14 protein-coding genes are annotated in these 15,610 nt (G+C 56.0%); 5 read left to right on the top strand and 9 right to left on the bottom strand.

Annotated elements, in window-relative coordinates; translation table 11 throughout:
* The first annotated feature begins 108 nt into the window (after nucleotides 1–108).
* Together fumA and fumC are read left to right on the top strand one after the other, a co-directional pair.
* On the top strand, nucleotides 109–1,755 hold the full coding sequence (fumA, locus tag M2422_RS04860; protein WP_039262309.1) for a class I fumarate hydratase FumA: 1,647 nt from the start codon (nucleotides 109–111) through the stop codon (nucleotides 1,753–1,755).
* Between the two features lie 182 nt (nucleotides 1,756–1,937).
* Nucleotides 1,938–3,332, top strand: a complete 1,395-nt coding sequence (gene fumC, locus M2422_RS04855; RefSeq protein ID WP_064672365.1) for a class II fumarate hydratase — start codon at nucleotides 1,938–1,940, stop codon at nucleotides 3,330–3,332.
* On the opposite strand, the gene tus is transcribed toward fumC, so the two are convergent.
* The 4 genes from tus to rstA form a co-directional block, all read right to left on the bottom strand.
* Nucleotides 3,333–4,262 carry a DNA replication terminus site-binding protein gene (tus, locus tag M2422_RS04850; protein ID WP_064672366.1) on the bottom strand — a complete coding sequence of 310 codons (930 nt, stop codon included), beginning with the start codon at nucleotides 4,260–4,262 and terminating at the stop codon, nucleotides 3,333–3,335. It lies immediately after the preceding gene.
* Nucleotides 4,263–4,335: 73 nt separating this feature from the next.
* A complete protein-coding gene (gene rstB / locus M2422_RS04845; RefSeq protein ID WP_033145344.1) occupies nucleotides 4,336–5,634 on the bottom strand; it encodes a two-component system sensor histidine kinase RstB in 1,299 nt (432 codons plus the stop codon).
* A 75-nt stretch (nucleotides 5,635–5,709) separates the two neighbouring features.
* Nucleotides 5,710–5,970: a hypothetical protein gene (locus M2422_RS04840; protein ID WP_033145345.1), complete on the bottom strand. Its 261-nt coding sequence runs from the start codon at nucleotides 5,968–5,970 to the stop codon at nucleotides 5,710–5,712.
* Nucleotides 5,971–6,222: 252 nt separating this feature from the next.
* Nucleotides 6,223–6,939 (bottom strand): two-component system response regulator RstA, encoded by a 717-nt coding sequence (gene rstA / locus M2422_RS04835; RefSeq protein WP_064672367.1) that lies wholly within the window; start codon nucleotides 6,937–6,939, stop codon nucleotides 6,223–6,225.
* Nucleotides 6,940–7,067: 128 nt separating this feature from the next.
* On the opposite strand from rstA, the gene M2422_RS04830 reads away from it, so the two are divergent.
* A complete protein-coding gene (locus M2422_RS04830) occupies nucleotides 7,068–7,403 on the top strand; it encodes a GlpM family protein (protein WP_028017326.1) in 336 nt (111 codons plus the stop codon).
* Here the strand turns inward: M2422_RS04830 and folM are convergent.
* The 3 genes from folM to ydgH all read right to left on the bottom strand — a co-directional run bounded on the left by folM (nucleotide 7,400) and on the right by ydgH (nucleotide 10,674).
* Nucleotides 7,400–8,122, bottom strand: coding sequence for a dihydromonapterin reductase (folM, locus tag M2422_RS04825; protein WP_064672368.1), 723 nt, complete (start codon nucleotides 8,120–8,122; stop codon nucleotides 7,400–7,402). The genes M2422_RS04830 and folM overlap by 4 nt on opposite strands.
* 39 nt (nucleotides 8,123–8,161) lie before the next feature.
* Nucleotides 8,162–9,544, bottom strand: coding sequence for an amino acid permease (locus M2422_RS04820; RefSeq protein WP_029740292.1), 1,383 nt, complete (start codon nucleotides 9,542–9,544; stop codon nucleotides 8,162–8,164).
* A gap of 185 nt (nucleotides 9,545–9,729) precedes the next feature.
* Complete coding sequence (ydgH, locus tag M2422_RS04815; protein WP_064672369.1) at nucleotides 9,730–10,674, bottom strand: DUF1471 family protein YdgH; 945 nt, start codon at nucleotides 10,672–10,674, stop codon at nucleotides 9,730–9,732.
* 535 nt (nucleotides 10,675–11,209) lie between these two features.
* Here ydgH and pntA point away from each other — a divergent pair.
* Both pntA and pntB read left to right on the top strand, forming a co-directional pair.
* The gene (gene pntA / locus M2422_RS04810) at nucleotides 11,210–12,739 is read left to right on the top strand and encodes a Re/Si-specific NAD(P)(+) transhydrogenase subunit alpha (protein ID WP_023311474.1); all 1,530 of its coding nucleotides are present in this window, start codon (nucleotides 11,210–11,212) and stop codon (nucleotides 12,737–12,739) included.
* A 10-nt stretch (nucleotides 12,740–12,749) separates the two neighbouring features.
* Nucleotides 12,750–14,138 carry a Re/Si-specific NAD(P)(+) transhydrogenase subunit beta gene (gene pntB / locus M2422_RS04805; RefSeq protein ID WP_024909329.1) on the top strand — a complete coding sequence of 463 codons (1,389 nt, stop codon included), beginning with the start codon at nucleotides 12,750–12,752 and terminating at the stop codon, nucleotides 14,136–14,138.
* 120 nt (nucleotides 14,139–14,258) lie between these two features.
* On the opposite strand, the gene uspE is transcribed toward pntB, so the two are convergent.
* Both uspE and M2422_RS04795 read right to left on the bottom strand, forming a co-directional pair.
* On the bottom strand, nucleotides 14,259–15,209 hold the full coding sequence (gene uspE / locus M2422_RS04800) for a universal stress protein UspE (protein WP_023335478.1): 951 nt from the start codon (nucleotides 15,207–15,209) through the stop codon (nucleotides 14,259–14,261).
* A 109-nt stretch (nucleotides 15,210–15,318) separates the two neighbouring features.
* Nucleotides 15,319–15,501: a hypothetical protein gene (locus M2422_RS04795; protein ID WP_014883604.1), complete on the bottom strand. Its 183-nt coding sequence runs from the start codon at nucleotides 15,499–15,501 to the stop codon at nucleotides 15,319–15,321.
* Between the last annotated feature and the right edge of the window lie 109 nt (nucleotides 15,502–15,610).

The following is a 15,610-nucleotide window of genomic DNA, read 5'->3' as shown; positions in this document are numbered from 1 at the left end:
GTCTCAGTTTTTGTTAAAAAATTGTGTAGGATAAGCTGACTCGCTTTTAAGCCGGGCAGCGGAACATCTGCCCTGAATAAACAGACCGAAGCAGTAAGTGAGAGACCAATGTCGAATAAACCCTTCCATTATCAGGATCCTTTCCCCCTCAGTAAGGATCGGACCGAGTATTACCTGTTAACCCGCGATCACGTCTCCGTCTCTGAGTTTGAAGGACAAGAGATCCTCAAGGTGGATCCGCAGGCGCTGACGCTGCTGGCGCAGCACGCTTTCCACGACGCCTCGTTTATGCTCCGCCCAGCGCACCAGCAGCAGGTTGCCGATATTCTCAGCGACCCGCAGGCCAGCGAAAACGATAAATACGTTGCCCTGCAGTTCCTGCGTAACTCAGACATCGCCGCGAAAGGTGTTCTGCCTACCTGTCAGGACACCGGCACGGCGATCATCGTCGGTAAAAAAGGCCAGCGCGTCTGGACCGGCGGCGGTGACGAAGCAGCCCTGGCGCACGGCGTCTACAACACGTACACCGAAGATAACCTGCGCTACTCGCAAAACGCGGCGCTGGATATGTACAAAGAGGTCAACACCGGCACCAACCTGCCGGCACAGATCGATCTCTACAGCGTCGACGGTGACGAGTACAAATTCCTCTGTATCGCCAAGGGCGGCGGTTCAGCCAACAAAACCTATCTTTACCAGGAAACCAAGGCGCTGCTCACCCCGGGCAAGCTGAAAAATTACCTGGTTGAGAAGATGCGCACCCTCGGCACCGCGGCGTGCCCGCCGTACCATATCGCGTTTGTGATTGGCGGTACGTCGGCGGAAAGCACGCTGAAAACCGTCAAGCTGGCCTCAACCAAATATTATGACGGCCTGCCTACCGAAGGTAACGAGCACGGCCAGGCGTTCCGCGACGTGCAGCTTGAGCAGGAACTGCTGGAAGAGGCGCGTAACCTGGGCCTCGGCGCGCAGTTTGGCGGCAAATACTTTGCCCACGACGTGCGCGTGATCCGTCTGCCGCGTCACGGCGCATCCTGTCCGGTCGGTATGGGCGTGTCCTGCTCCGCGGATCGCAACATCAAGGCGAAGATCAACCGCGACGGCATCTGGATCGAAAAACTGGAAAACAATCCGGGCAAATACATTCCGGAAGAGCTGCGCAAAGCGGGTGAGGGTGAAGCGGTTCGCGTCGACCTGAACCGTCCGATGAAAGAGATTCTGGCGCAGCTTTCGCAGTATCCGGTCTCGACCCGTCTCTCGCTGAACGGCACGATCATCGTGGGCCGCGACATCGCGCACGCGAAGCTGAAAGAGCGTCTGGACAACGGCGAAGGGCTGCCGCAGTACATTAAAGATCACCCGATCTACTACGCTGGCCCGGCGAAAACGCCTGAAGGCTACGCGTCCGGCTCGTTAGGCCCAACCACGGCAGGGCGTATGGACTCGTACGTTGACCAGCTGCAGGCTAACGGCGGCAGCATGATCATGCTGGCGAAAGGCAACCGCAGCCAGCAGGTGACGGACGCCTGCCACAAGCACGGCGGCTTCTACCTGGGCAGCATCGGCGGTCCGGCCGCCGTGCTGGCGCAGGGCAGCATTAAGAGCCTGGAGTGCGTGGAGTACCCGGAACTGGGTATGGAAGCGATCTGGAAAATTGAAGTGGAAGACTTCCCGGCGTTTATCCTCGTGGATGACAAAGGCAACGACTTCTTCAAGCAGATCCAGTCGTCCCAGTGTTCGGCATGCGTGAAGTAATTCTGTAAATTGCCGGGTGGCGCTGACGCTTACCCGGCCTATATTCTCGTAGGTCGGATAAGACGCGGCTGCAACCCGACACCAAAAAGAGCGCACAAAGCGCCATATCGTTTCTCAGAAGTCATCAATACTTATCCCTTAGGCATGTGAGCAATCCCTCTTTTGTTATCAAGGAGAAAGTAATGACCACGGTACGCCATGAGAAAGACTCGATGGGCGCCATCGACGTCCCGGCCGACAAGCTTTGGGGCGCACAAACCCAGCGTTCGCTGGAGCACTTCCGTATTTCGACCGAAAAAATACCCGTCTCGCTGATTCAGGCGCTGGCGCTCACCAAACGCGCCGCCGCGAAAGTGAACCAGGATTTAGGCCTGCTGACGGCAGACAAAGCGACCGCCATCATCAACGCCGCCGACGAAGTGCTGGCGGGCAAGCATCCCGACGAATTCCCCCTCGCCATCTGGCAGACCGGTTCCGGCACCCAGAGCAACATGAACATGAATGAAGTGCTGGCGAACCGGGCCAGCGAACTGCTTGGCGGCGTGCGCGGCATGGAGCGTAAGGTCCATCCGAACGATGACGTCAACAAAAGCCAGAGTTCCAACGACGTCTTCCCGACGGCGATGCACGTGGCGGCGATCATCGCTATCCGCGAGCAGCTTATCCCGCAGCTTAACGTCCTGAAAGCCACGCTCAACGAGAAAGCGCAGGCCTTCCGCGACATCGTCAAAATTGGCCGTACGCACCTGCAGGACGCCACGCCGCTGACGCTCGGCCAGGAGATTTCCGGCTGGGTGGCGATGCTGGAACATAACCTGAAGCACATTGAATACAGCCTGCCGCACCTGGCGGAGCTGGCGCTCGGCGGGACGGCGGTCGGGACCGGGTTAAACACCCATCCAGAATACGCGGTGCGCGTGGCGGAGGAGCTGGCAAACATCACCGGGCAGCCGTTCGTCACGGCGCCCAACAAGTTCGAAGCGCTGGCGACCTGCGATGCGCTGGTCCACACCCACGGCGCGCTGAAAGGGCTGGCAGCCTCGCTGATGAAAATCGCCAACGACGTGCGCTGGCTGGCCTCGGGTCCGCGCTGCGGCATCGGTGAGATCAGCATTCCGGAAAACGAGCCGGGCAGCTCCATCATGCCGGGTAAAGTGAACCCGACCCAGTGCGAAGCCATGACCATGCTCTGCTGTCAGGTGTTGGGCAACGACGTGGCCGTTAACCTGGGCGGTGCGTCCGGCAACTTTGAGCTGAACGTCTATCGCCCGATGGTGATCCACAACGTTCTGCAATCGATTCGTCTGCTGGCGGACGGGATGGAGAGCTTTAACGAGCACTGTGCGGTAGGGATTGAGCCGAATCGCGAGCGTATCAGCCAGTTGCTCAATGAATCCCTGATGCTGGTGACGGCGCTGAATACCCATATCGGCTACGACAAGGCCGCCGAGATCGCTAAAAAAGCGCACAAAGAGGGGCTGACGCTGAAAGCCTCCGCCCTGGCGCTGGGCTATCTGACGGAGGCGGAGTTCGACGCCTGGGTTCGCCCGGAAGCGATGGTCGGCAGCCTGAAATAGTCATCCCGCCACGTACAGGTGCAGCCGCGGAATAATTAGCTGCAGCGGCTGCGCCTGAGGTCTGTAACGGTGCTGGACATTGTCCGCATCGTAATTCAAAAGCTCACCAATATCCGGCACGATGGCCCCCCGATCGGCATCATAGAGCGCAATCAGCGGCGTAGGGCAGGCATACTGAACCTGTTTTTGCTGGCCGGAATACCAGACGCGGGCGATAGGCTGTACCTTCACCGGACGCTTTATCTTGAGGCGCGCGTCCGCCGGCAGCGAGGCGATGCTGTGGTACTCCTGCTCCAGGCGCTCAATCCACTGCTCGCGCGACCACGGTGCGACGGTGCGCGGCGTCTTCAGGCTTTTTTCCAGCTGCGCCAGAATTTCATCCCGGGTGAAGTTTTTAATGATGTGCTTATTCGCCCAGCCGAAGCGCAGCGTGGCGGGGTGACGCAGTACCGTCAGCGTGCGATAGGCGTTCAGGGTAATCAGCCCCGGAAGCTGACGGTGCACCCATTCAAACCGGGCGGCAGGGGCGAGGCCGGACTCTTCGGTAACGATCTTTTCAAAGGCCGCTTTCAGGGTGTTGATGTGGGTAATCTGGCTTTCCAGCGCGTCGCGCGTTGTCGCATCGGTTTGCAGGCAGATCACGCCGGGCAGACGCACGGCGGCCTTACTGCTGCGGTTTTCTGACTGCTGCTGGATAAACAGGCGACGATAGTGCTTCAGCGCCAGCTCAAGGGCGGCGCTGCCGATGTGCTGTTCAACCGCGATGGTGTCCAGCGGGTCGTGCTCGGCCCCTTTAGTCACCTCGGGCAGGGTAAAGACGCGCGCGGCCAGCAGACGGCAGCTGTACAAACGTTCGGTCAGGGTCAGGAGCTCGTGTTCTATTTCCCGAAACGTGCTGTTCAGCCGTTCGAGGAGATCGTAGGTCGCCATAAGCACTCTCGTTAGTTACAACATACTTATCATATAGCACAGCACGCCGGGTCAGGCCAGCGTGCGGTTGAGGTCAGGCAGGGACGGGAAGGGCGATGTTATGGTATACCGGCCAGCTAAAGCAGAAGCGCGCGCCGCCGAGCTCGCTCTCTTCGCAATGCACCGTGCCGCCCATCGCCTGCGCGATAGAGTAAACAATCGCCAGCCCCAGGCCGCATCCGCCGGTGGCGCGATCGCGACTGGGGTCGAGTCGGACAAACGGTTCAAACACGGTTTCTCGCGCTTCCGGGGCAATCCCCGGACCGTCATCCTCCACCGTCAGGCTGGCCTGATTGCCCTGCAAATCCAGCCCAATCTGTAGCGTGCTTTCGCTGTAGCGCATGGCGTTGTTCATCAGATTGTCCAGCACGCGCTCCATCAGGCGCATATCGAGCGCGCCGTAATCACCCGGCGTGACGCGCGTTAACAGCGTGCGCTGCGGGTTCACGCTCTGAACGTCATCGATGTGGGTTTGCAGCCAGGCAGGCAGGTCCGGCGTGCTGAGGTTCAGTTCGTTTTGCGGACGATCGAGTCGTGCGTAGGTCAGCAGCTCCTCAATCAGCGCCTCAAGCTGGCCGATATCGCGGTTAAGCGCCTGAGACTCCGCTTCCGTCAGATTCTCGCTCATCTCCAGACGATAGCGCAGGCGAACCAGCGGCGTGCGCAGCTCGTGCGCAATCCCGTCGATCAGCTGCTTTTTACTGGCGATCAGGGCATTGATGTTATCGGCCATCTGGTTAAAGGCCACGCCCAGACGTTCAAAACTGGAACCGCTGTCGAAGTGGATGCGTTCGGTAAAATGCCCTTCGCCAAAACGCTGCGCGGCGGATTCCAGCTTCAGCATGTCCTGCCAGTGCGGGCGCATCCAGATAAAGACCGGAAACGCGAGCGAAATGGCGATAAAGGCCATCAGCGCCATGTCCAGCAGACGCATCTGGTGCAGATAATAGAGATAGGGTACCGGCCCGACGGCCAGCACGTAATGGCTGCGCGGAATACGCTGGATAAAGGTGTATTTCTCGTCCAGCGCGACGATGTCCCCGTCGCGCAGACGCTGCATGGCGGGCGGATCCAGCTCAAAATCTTTTAACGGCTCGATGCGTAAATCGAATGACAGGTTCAGATCCAGCTCTTTGAGGGTTTTCGCCCAGTCGTGCGGCGGGATCTCTCTCAGCTCGCTGCGCATCAGATAGAGCGAGCTTTTCATCAGATCGTCCAGCGACTGCCTGCCCGCACGTTCGGCGGTGAATTTATAGACCAGCCCGACCAGCATGGTCATGACCAGGAAGCAGACAAACAGCAAAAGATAAAACTGCACAAACAGCTTTTTCATTGGATCTCACCGAAGAAACGCTTTGTGCAGAATATACATGAAAACCTGTCGATATTTTCATGTCTGTGGAGCGCGTTACATGGCAATTGCGCTGTTTTTCACCTTGGCGATGAGTGTTTCCGTTACGGCCAGTCCTTCCGCAATGTGCATATCAATCACATCGGTACCGAATTCGTTAATCAAATCCAGAAGTATTTCGTAAGTCTGGATGAGCTCAAGGAGATCAAAGAGCGCTTTTTGATCGGCGCGTGAGGGGGAGGAATGGCTAAGCGCAGCCTGATTAACAATCCATTCAAGATTGGTTTTGATGGCCTCTACCTGACTGTAGCTATACATATTTCATGGGCTTAAATCCTCATTTCAAGATTTTATGGGAGAGGTATCGTGAGAGCTTCACGGTGAAAAAGAGTCTGCATGTCGCCGGGGCAGTGCTGGCTGTAGAAAGGATGGCTGAAGATTTAATTATGGGATAGTTCGCGTGCTTAGCAAGTTAATTGTTGCGCAAACGTAAAAATAAACGCGCGAAAGGGAGGACATCGCGGTGTAATGCCTTCATTTCGCGCACGTTATGCTAGCCAGATAACGGAATCAGGTTTCCCAGGCGTGCGGGGCAAACAGATAACCCTTGTTACGCACGGTTTTAATGCGGTAGGGCTCGGTAGCGTTATCCTGCAGCTTTTTGCGCAGACGCGAAATCGCCACGTCAACGCTGCGGTCCATTCCGTCATAGCTCACGCCACGCAGGTTTTTCAGCAGCGCGTCGCGGTCCATGATTTGCCCGGCGTGCGTTGCCAGCTCCCACAGCAGGTCAAAGTCTGCGGTGGAGAGGGCGATAAGCTCGCCGGAGAGCAGCACCTGGCGGTTAATGGGGTCAATAGACAGCGTACCGAAGCGTATCGCTTTGTGCGGCGTCAGAGACGGCGCGGGCGCTTCGCGTTCGATGCTGGCGTGCTGGCGCAAATGAAGGCGCAGGCGGGCAAGCAGGACGGCAGGCGGTGTGGTTTTCAGAATGTAGTCATTGGCGCCCATCTCCAGCGACAAAATGTGGTTCATATCGCTGTCCAGTGAGGTGAGCAGGACGATAGGGCCCTCCCACCGGGCGCGCAGGTCACGGCAGAGCGTCATGCCGTCTTTGCCTGGCAACATAATATCCAGCAGTACCAGATCCGGGTTTTCACGGACGACCACCTCTTCGGCACGATCGCCGCGAGGTTCAACAATGACGTCCATATCATGTTTACCCAGATAGGCGGCGATCAGTTGCCCGACCTCGGGTTCGTCTTCAACATAAACAATCTTATTCATACAGCGTCTGTTTTCGTGAAAAAAACCAACATACACCGCGGAACCTTAACCTTCCATTAATCTTTCAAAATTAACGCCGGTTCCGTTATTCTGGCTCTTATTGTTATTTGATTGTTATAGGGAAAAGTATGGGGCTGGTGATCAAAGCCGCACTGGGCGCGCTGGTGGTGTTACTGATTGGCATTCTGGCAAAAACGAAAAACTACTACATTGCCGGGTTAATCCCGCTGTTCCCGACCTTTGCGCTAATTGCTCACTATATTGTGGCTTCTGAGCGGGGTACGGAAGCGTTACGCACGACCATCGTGTTTGGCATGTGGTCTATCATTCCGTATTTTCTCTACCTGCTTTCGCTGTGGTATTTCACCGGTTTTCTGCGTCTTCCCCTGGCGCTGAGCGGGGCGGTGGTTTGCTGGGGACTCAGCGCCTGGGTGCTAATTTTCTTCTGGAGCCGTTTTCACTAGCGCAGCGGGCGGCCGCCGTCCACGGCAAAGGTTCTGCCCGTGACGTAGCAGCTGGTGAGCAGGTAATCCACGAGGTCGATTACCTCTTTCTCGCCCGGCGCGATTTTCATGAGCGACTTATTCAGCGCCTGCTGGCGATACTCCGCATCATCGTTTTCGTTAAACAAAATCATCGCCGGGGCGATGGCGTTTACCTTCACCTCGGGCGCGAGCTTGCGGGCAAACGAACGCGTCATATTATCCAGTGCGGCTTTACTGGCCGCGTAGGCGATGTGCTTGTCGCTGCCGCGCTCCACCACATAATCGGTGAAGTGAATAATATCGCCGGCCGCGTGCCCATGGCCGCGCAGCAGATCCTGCAGAGCGTGGTTAAGCAGATAAGGGGCATTGACGTGGATCTGCAGCATGGCGGAGAGCGTTTCGCTGAGTGACGTACCGGGTTTTTCGGCTCGCCATGCGCTGGCGTTATGGATCACGGCGCGCAGTCCCGTCGTGGTGGCTTTTACCTTTTCCGTGAAAGCCAGAATGCCTTCATCGGTCGAAAAATCAGCCTGAATGCAGACCGCCCCGGCTTTGCGTAACCCTTCAATCGACGGGTATTCCGTACGGTAGCTGACAATGACCGGATGGCGAAGGTTGAGAAAGTGATGGGCGAGGGCGAGGCCGATACGGCGGCCTCCACCGGTAATCAGTATTGGGCGAAGCGGTGCATTTCCCATCGTATTCTCCTTTACAGTTCAATAATGGGAAAGGCGATGCTATCCCATTAACATCCAGGTTGCCGGTAGGGCAGCAACCAGTAACAGTCCAATTAATGCCATTTCACGGCGCTTCAGCGCGTTCTCCAGCTGATGCGTGCGGCGGGCGTAGATAAACACCAGCAGACCCGGTGCGTACAGCACTACTGACAGCAGCAGATGCATCGGCCCGGAAGCATACAACAACCACAGGCCGTAAATACAGGCTCCGACACCCACGACATAATGCGCCGGGCGTGTGGCAATTTTTAACAGATACGCACCCACTAAGAAATAGGGTACCAGAATCATCTCCGAGGCGATGGTCAGCAGGGTGTTATAGTCTGAACCTGTGAGCCAGATCAGCACCAGACAGACCTGAACGCTGATGTTGGTCAGCCAGAGCGATGCCGACGGCGCGCTGTTTTGGTTTTGACGGGCGAACAGACGTGGAAACGCCTTGTGCGTCGCGGCCAGGAAAGGCACTTCAGCCGCCATGATGGTCCAGCTCAGGTAAGCGCCGCAGACGGAGACGATTAGCCCTGCGGCAATCACCACGTCGCCCCAGGGGCCGAGCATTTTCACCATCAGGCCCGCCATTGACGGGTTACGCATTTCAGCCAGTTCAGGACGCGCCACCACGCCCAGCGACAGCAGCGTGACCAGCAGATAGACCCCCAGCGCGGCCAGAACGGCCAGCAGCGTGGCGCGGCCCACGTCGCGTTTATTCCTGGCCCGGGCAGAAACCACGACCGCGCCTTCAACGCCGATGAACACCCACAGGGTAATCAGCATCGTGTTTTTCACCTGCTCCCAGACGGGAACGCCCAGCGCAACGCCGCTGAAATCAAGCTTAAACACGTCCATACGGAACGCAATGAAGGCCAGAACGATAAACAGGCCGAGCGGAACCAGCTTCGCGAGCGTCGCCACCAGGTTGATGCTGGCGGCCGTTTGTACGCCACGCAACACCAGCCAGTGGACGAACCACAGCAACACCGAGGCGCCCACTATAGACTGCCAGGTATTTCCGTCGCCAAAGAGGCGCAGCTCAGGCGTATCGGTAAAGAAACTGAGCGCCGAGAAGACGATCACCAGGTAGGAGACGTTGGCGATAACGGCACATAGCCAGTATCCCCACGCGGAACAGAAGCCAATCAGCTCGCCGAAACCTTCACGCGCATAGGTGAAAATGCCGCCGTCCAGATCCGGGCGAATGCGGGTGAGCAGCAGCATCGCGAAGGCCAGCAGCAGTATGCCGACGCCCGTAATGCCCCAGCCAATGATGAGCGCGGAAGGGCTGGCAACGGCCGCCATATTTTGCGGCAAACTGAATACGCCTGCACCCAGCATTGAGCTTAAAACGAGTGCAGTCAGAGCACTCAGGCCAAGTTTCTTTTCCATTGGCTTCCTGTTATGAAAGGTCAAAATCCAGAATAATTATTTCGCTCAGGCGCATAAAAATGGTGGATCACACTAAGGCGCGGGATTTTACGGAGTGTAACGAATGCATGCAATGACGTGAGCCAGAAATTCAAAAAAAGTAACAAAAAAAGGCGGCATTGCGCCGCCTTTCGTCAACGATTTTGTTACTTGTACAGATCGGCGCTGATGGTCACGTTGTTACCACGTTCCTGCCACTGGCGGGTGATGTGGTAGTACTTCGCCCCTTTCTTCGCCGCACGCTTCGCGACCTGGTAAGAGACTTCCGTCATGTTGCCGTAGTTGCCGGTAAACTTGATGCTGTCGAACGGCACCATCTGCGCTGCAGTGGCGTTGTTCAGCTCTTCAATTTTGGTACCGTCCGGCAGCGTAACGGAGTAACGGCCACCTTTCGTGGACTGCGTTTCGAAGAAACGGCCCACTTCAGCGCTTGGGGCTGCCGTCGTTGCTACGCCTGGAATTTCAACTTTCTTCGCTTCTTCGCCGCCTTTTGCTATTGCCGCGCGACCTGCTTCTGAATTCGCCGGGATGGCATCCGGGCTCTGCAGAACACGTTTTTTCGCATCTTTTTTATAGATGAACGCGGTAATACGCTGGTTGCCACCCTGGTTAGCATCGACCTGACGCACGATGAAGAAAGAGTAGGCCCCTTTCTCTTTCGCGGCTTTGGTGATGGCATCGTTCACTTCAGGCTGGCTGCGATAGAAGCCCTGAACGGTGACGGTGTCGTATGGTTCCAGCTCAATCGCCTGATCTTTCGGCAGTTCAACAACACCGTTGATCACGCGGTTTTTCGGTGCGTCAGCTTTTGGCGCATTGTCTTTGAACAGCGCGATCGTCACGCGCAGGTTACCGCTGTTGCCGTAATCGGACTGGTCAACGACATAAAACGAGGCCGCCCCGTTTTTATCAGCGGCTTTTGATGCAGCGGCGACGGCGTCGCCAATAGAATTATAACGACCCACAATGACCGTATGGTCAAAAGGTTTTAACGCTGCCGCTTGCTCCGGCGTTAACTCTGTTGCGGCATTCGCAGACAGGGCGGTCGCGGAAAGAAGTGCGGACGCCAGGAGTGTGTTCTTAAGCTTCATAAAAATGATCCTTCGCCTTGCGCAAACCATGTACTGGTATTGTTGTTAATTTGAGACGGTCCCGATTATTGCATTTAAAACCCGTCGCTGTCTGCGCCATTTTTCACTGCCTGTGCTTACTGAATCACCGAATTCGATAACATTTAGTGATATGTTGAAAAAACAGGCGTTTGACAAGTAAAACTGATAAAGCATATGACTTTTACAAGTTAATTTAATGTTAACAAGTTGTTCTGTTATGGCGCTATATCATGTTTTTACCGCTTCGCTTGCGCGATTTATCGGTTCTGGCAGTGAATTTAAGGTAAATATCACTGTCAGTGACGCCGATCGCTTATTTTTCACAGATAAAGTAAGAAATAGTGTTTTCTGGCGGTAGATCACGGGCGCTATTTTCAGTAGGTTATAGACAGTTTGTTACTGTTTTATTTTCCGGGGTTAATCATCTCTCGTCGCTCGCGCGATGGCGAAAATTGATACAAACCGCGGGCATTTATCGATAAACCATCATCAAAAACCGATGGAAGGGAAAACTATGCGTATTGGGGTACCAAAAGAACGGTTAGCCAATGAAACCCGCGTAGCGGCAACACCGAAAACGGTGGAGCAACTGCTTAAACTGGGTTTTACGGTCGCGGTTGAAAGCGGCGCGGGCAAACTGGCGAGTTTCGATGACGAGGCCTTTATCCAGGCTGGCGCGGAAGTGGTCGACGGTGCTGACGTCTGGCAGTCGCCGGTGATTCTGAAGGTCAACGCACCAGAAGAGAGTGAGATTGCGCTGCTGAATCCGGGAACGACCCTGGTGAGCTTCATCTGGCCTGCGCAAAACCCGGAGCTGATGGAGAAGCTGGCGGCCCGTGGCGTGACCGTGATGGCAATGGACTCCGTGCCGCGCATTTCGCGCGCGCAGTCGCTGGATGCCTTAAGCTCCATGGCAAACATTGCTGGCTACCGCGCCATTGTTGAAGCGGCCCACGAGTTTGGTCGCTTTTTTACCGGTCAAATCACCGCCGCGGGTAAAGTCCCTCCGGCGAAAGTGATGGTGATTGGCGCAGGCGTGGCGGGCCTTGCCGCAATCGGTGCGGCAAACAGCCTGGGCGCTATCGTACGCGCCTTTGACACCCGTCCTGAAGTAAAAGAACAGGTCCAGAGTATGGGCGCCGAATTCCTTGAGCTGGACTTCAAGGAAGAAGCAGGCAGCGGCGATGGTTACGCGAAGGTAATGTCCGAAGCCTTCATCAAAGCCGAAATGGAACTCTTCGCCGCTCAGGCGAAAGATGTCGACATTATTGTCACCACCGCGCTTATCCCGGGTAAACCGGCGCCGAAGCTGATCACCCGTGAGATGGTTGACTCCATGAAGCCGGGCAGCGTGATTGTCGACCTGGCCGCCCAAAACGGCGGTAACTGTGAATATACCGTTCCAAATCAGGTAACCACGACCGCTAACGGCGTGAAGGTGATCGGCTATACCGATCTGCCGGGCCGTCTGCCAACGCAGTCTTCTCAGCTCTACGGCACTAACCTCGTTAACCTGCTGAAGCTGCTTTGCAAAGAGAAAGACGGCAACGTCACCGTTGATTTCGACGATGTGGTGGTGCGCGGCGTCACGGTGGTCCGTGAAGGTGAAATTACCTGGCCTGCGCCGCCTATTCAGGTTTCTGCTCAGCCTCAGGCGGCAACGAAAGCGGCACCTGAGCCAAAAGAACCTGCCAAACCCGCTTCTCCATGGCGCAAATACGCGATCATGGCGCTGGTGATTATTCTGTTCGGCTGGCTGGCTGACGTTGCGCCAAAAGAGTTCCTCGGCCACTTTACCGTCTTCGCGCTCTCCTGCGTCGTGGGCTACTACGTGGTGTGGAACGTCTCCCATGCGCTGCATACGCCGCTGATGTCGGTAACCAACGCCATCTCCGGGATCATCGTGGTGGGGGCGTTACTGCAGATTGGTCACGGCGGCTGGATCAGCTTCCTGAGCTTTATCGCGGTGCTGATCGCCAGTATCAATATTTTCGGTGGTTTCACCGTGACTCAGCGCATGCTGAAAATGTTTCGTAAAGGCTAAGGGGTAGCATATGTCTGGAGGATTAGTGACAGCTGCATACATTGTTGCTGCAATCCTGTTTATTTTCAGTCTGGCGGGGCTTTCCAAACACGAAACGTCTCAGCAGGGTAATAACTTTGGTATCGCCGGGATGGCGATTGCGCTGATTGCCACCATCTTCGGGCCGGATACCGGCAACGTGGCGTGGATCCTGGTGGCGATGATCATCGGCGGCGCGATTGGTATTCGCCTGGCAAAACGCGTTGAAATGACCGAGATGCCGGAGCTGGTTGCTATCCTGCACAGCTTCGTGGGTCTGGCGGCGGTGCTGGTGGGCTTCAACAGCTACCTGTATCACGAGCCGGGTCTGGAACCGATTCTGGTGAACATCCACCTGACGGAAGTGTTCCTCGGTATCTTCATCGGTGCGGTGACCTTCACCGGCTCTATTGTGGCGTTCGGCAAACTGCGCGGGAAGATCTCCTCTAAACCGCTGATGCTGCCAAACCGTCATAAGCTGAACCTCGCGGCGCTGGTTGTGTCGTTTGTTCTGCTGGTGGTCTTCGTGCGTACCGAAAGCGTGGGCCTGCAGGTACTGGCGTTGCTGGTAATGACCATCATCGCGCTGGCGTTCGGCTGGCACCTGGTGGCGTCCATCGGCGGTGCGGATATGCCGGTGGTTGTCTCGATGCTGAACTCCTACTCCGGTTGGGCGGCAGCGGCGGCAGGCTTTATGCTGAGCAACGACCTGCTGATCGTCACCGGTGCGCTGGTGGGTTCTTCCGGTGCGATACTGTCTTACATCATGTGTAAGGCGATGAACCGCTCGTTCATCAGCGTTATCGCCGGTGGTTTCGGGACCGATGGGTCTTCTTCCAGTGCGGATGAAGAAGTGGGTGAGCACCGCGAAATTTCTGCGGAAGATACCGCAGACATGCTGAAAAACTCGCACTCCGTGATCATCACTCCGGGCTACGGCATGGCGGTGGCGCAGGCGCAGTATCCGGTTGCGGAAATCACCGAGAAGCTGCGCGCGCGGGGCATCAAGGTTCGGTTTGGTATTCACCCGGTGGCAGGGCGTCTGCCAGGCCACATGAACGTACTGCTGGCGGAAGCGAAAGTGCCATACGACATCGTGCTGGAAATGGATGAGATCAACGATGATTTCGCCGACACCGACACCGTGCTGGTCATTGGTGCTAACGACACCGTTAACCCTGCTGCACAGGACGACCCGGGTAGCCCAATCGCCGGTATGCCTGTTCTGGAAGTGTGGAAGGCGCAGAACGTGATCGTCTTCAAACGCTCCATGAATACCGGCTATGCCGGGGTTCAGAACCCGCTGTTCTTCAAAGAGAACACCCACATGCTGTTCGGCGATGCTAAAGCCAGCGTGGATGCGATTCTGAAATCACTGTAAGTTGCGTTGAAACGAAAAAACCGCCGAATTCGGCGGTTTTTTTATTGCCGGGTGGCGCTGACGCTTACCCGGCCTACGGTTTTGTAGGCCCGGCAAGCCTGCGCCGCCGGGCGTCAGGCGTTAATCGTCTTCAGGATCGTCCAGCTCAACCGGCGTCTGATACTCATCCGGCTTAATGACCAGCAGGTCGCAGCGCAGATGGTCGATCACCTGTTCGGCGGTATTGCCGAGGAAGGCGGCAGAAATACCGGTTCGGCCAATGGTGCCCAGCACCACAATCCCCGCCTGCAGGTGTTCCGCCAGGTCCGGGATCACCTCTTCAGGCAGGCCTTTTTCCACGTGGGTCATTTTCTCATCGATGCTGAATTTCTGGCGCAGCGCTTTCATGGCCAGCAGATGCTGACCGCGGATCGCGTCGTTGTACACGCTCGGGTCAAATTCAGGCAGCTCAATGGCAATGTTAATCGGGGTGACCGGATAGGCGCCTACCAGATGCACTTCGGTATGATTCACCTGGTCAGCAAGCTGGATGGTCTCCTTCACCAGCTTCTCGTTCAGCGAATTGTGGTAATCCTCTTCGCTCGCGAGGTTTACCGCCACAACGGCTTTCCCGCCTTCAGGCCATGGCTGGTCTTTCACCATCCAGACCGGGCAAGGGCATTTGCGCAGCAAGTGCCAGTCGGTCGGAGTGAAGATCACGGATTCCAGCTTGTCGTGCTGGTGCGCCATCTTCAGCAGCAGGTCGTGCCCACCGGCGACAATTTCCTGGATGATGGCTTCGAAAGGTCGGTTATGCCAGACCACTTTAATATCAATGGGCACGCCCGCTTCCAGGTAATACTTCGCCTGTTCACGGATCCACGCGGTACGCTGGCTGATGACGCCCTGACGCATAGCGGTGCGCTCGTCAGGCGACAGAAGGGTGGTCATCTCATACGAGAAGTCATAGATCGGCAAAAACGCTTTGATTTTGCCACCAATCCGTTGATGTAAATACACAGCACGTCGTAATGCCGGCTGATCGTCCTGATTCGGATCGATAGCTACCAGCATGTTTTGATACTTGGCCATACAGGTCTCCTTACTACTGTCACCACAGTCTGTAATTAAAAGAGTAACCTATATATCCTGAATGAAACAGAGGGGAGGTTTTGCCAGATCAATAATTCATGAAAATTTATCAGAGGAAAAGTACCGTCGTCGTCACCGCGATAAACGCAATAAACAGCAGCACCATCACCGCTATCGCAAAGGTCGTGGAGTCCTGGACGTAGGTTTTTTCTTCCCCCTTCATCGGACCGACAAGCATGATCCAGATGAAGATAAAGGTCACAGAGGCAATCACGACTGAAACGAAAAACAAACTTTCTCTCAATTCATAACCTCAACGAGAACCTTTCGGGCGCTGTGTGGGGACGTGCTACGGTGAAAATTTCTTGAAACGGAAGTGATTATACCAGACCAATAAATCA

This window comes from Enterobacter sp. SLBN-59 (genome assembly GCF_024807915.1).
In the GTDB taxonomy this organism is placed as follows: domain Bacteria; phylum Pseudomonadota; class Gammaproteobacteria; order Enterobacterales; family Enterobacteriaceae; genus Enterobacter; species Enterobacter asburiae_B.
The sequence above is the reverse complement of the archived record's forward strand: the minus strand, read 5'-3'. Positions and strand labels throughout refer to the sequence as shown.

What these genes read in the sequence shown, in the direction of transcription:
- fumA (WP_039262309.1), top strand. Translation starts at nt 109, where the DNA reads ATGTCGAATAAACCCTTCCATTATCAGGATCCTTTCCCCCTCAGTAAG.
- fumC (WP_064672365.1), top strand. Translation starts at nt 1,938, where the DNA reads ATGACCACGGTACGCCATGAGAAAGACTCGATGGGCGCCATCGACGTC.
- tus (WP_064672366.1), bottom strand. Translation starts at nt 4,262, where the DNA reads ATGGCGACCTACGATCTCCTCGAACGGCTGAACAGCACGTTTCGGGAA.
- rstB (WP_033145344.1), bottom strand. Translation starts at nt 5,634, where the DNA reads ATGAAAAAGCTGTTTGTGCAGTTTTATCTTTTGCTGTTTGTCTGCTTC.
- M2422_RS04840 (WP_033145345.1), bottom strand. Translation starts at nt 5,970, where the DNA reads ATGTATAGCTACAGTCAGGTAGAGGCCATCAAAACCAATCTTGAATGG.
- rstA (WP_064672367.1), bottom strand. Translation starts at nt 6,939, where the DNA reads ATGAATAAGATTGTTTATGTTGAAGACGAACCCGAGGTCGGGCAACTG.
- M2422_RS04830 (WP_028017326.1), top strand. Translation starts at nt 7,068, where the DNA reads ATGGGGCTGGTGATCAAAGCCGCACTGGGCGCGCTGGTGGTGTTACTG.
- folM (WP_064672368.1), bottom strand. Translation starts at nt 8,122, where the DNA reads ATGGGAAATGCACCGCTTCGCCCAATACTGATTACCGGTGGAGGCCGC.
- M2422_RS04820 (WP_029740292.1), bottom strand. Translation starts at nt 9,544, where the DNA reads ATGGAAAAGAAACTTGGCCTGAGTGCTCTGACTGCACTCGTTTTAAGC.
- ydgH (WP_064672369.1), bottom strand. Translation starts at nt 10,674, where the DNA reads ATGAAGCTTAAGAACACACTCCTGGCGTCCGCACTTCTTTCCGCGACC.
- pntA (WP_023311474.1), top strand. Translation starts at nt 11,210, where the DNA reads ATGCGTATTGGGGTACCAAAAGAACGGTTAGCCAATGAAACCCGCGTA.
- pntB (WP_024909329.1), top strand. Translation starts at nt 12,750, where the DNA reads ATGTCTGGAGGATTAGTGACAGCTGCATACATTGTTGCTGCAATCCTG.
- uspE (WP_023335478.1), bottom strand. Translation starts at nt 15,209, where the DNA reads ATGGCCAAGTATCAAAACATGCTGGTAGCTATCGATCCGAATCAGGAC.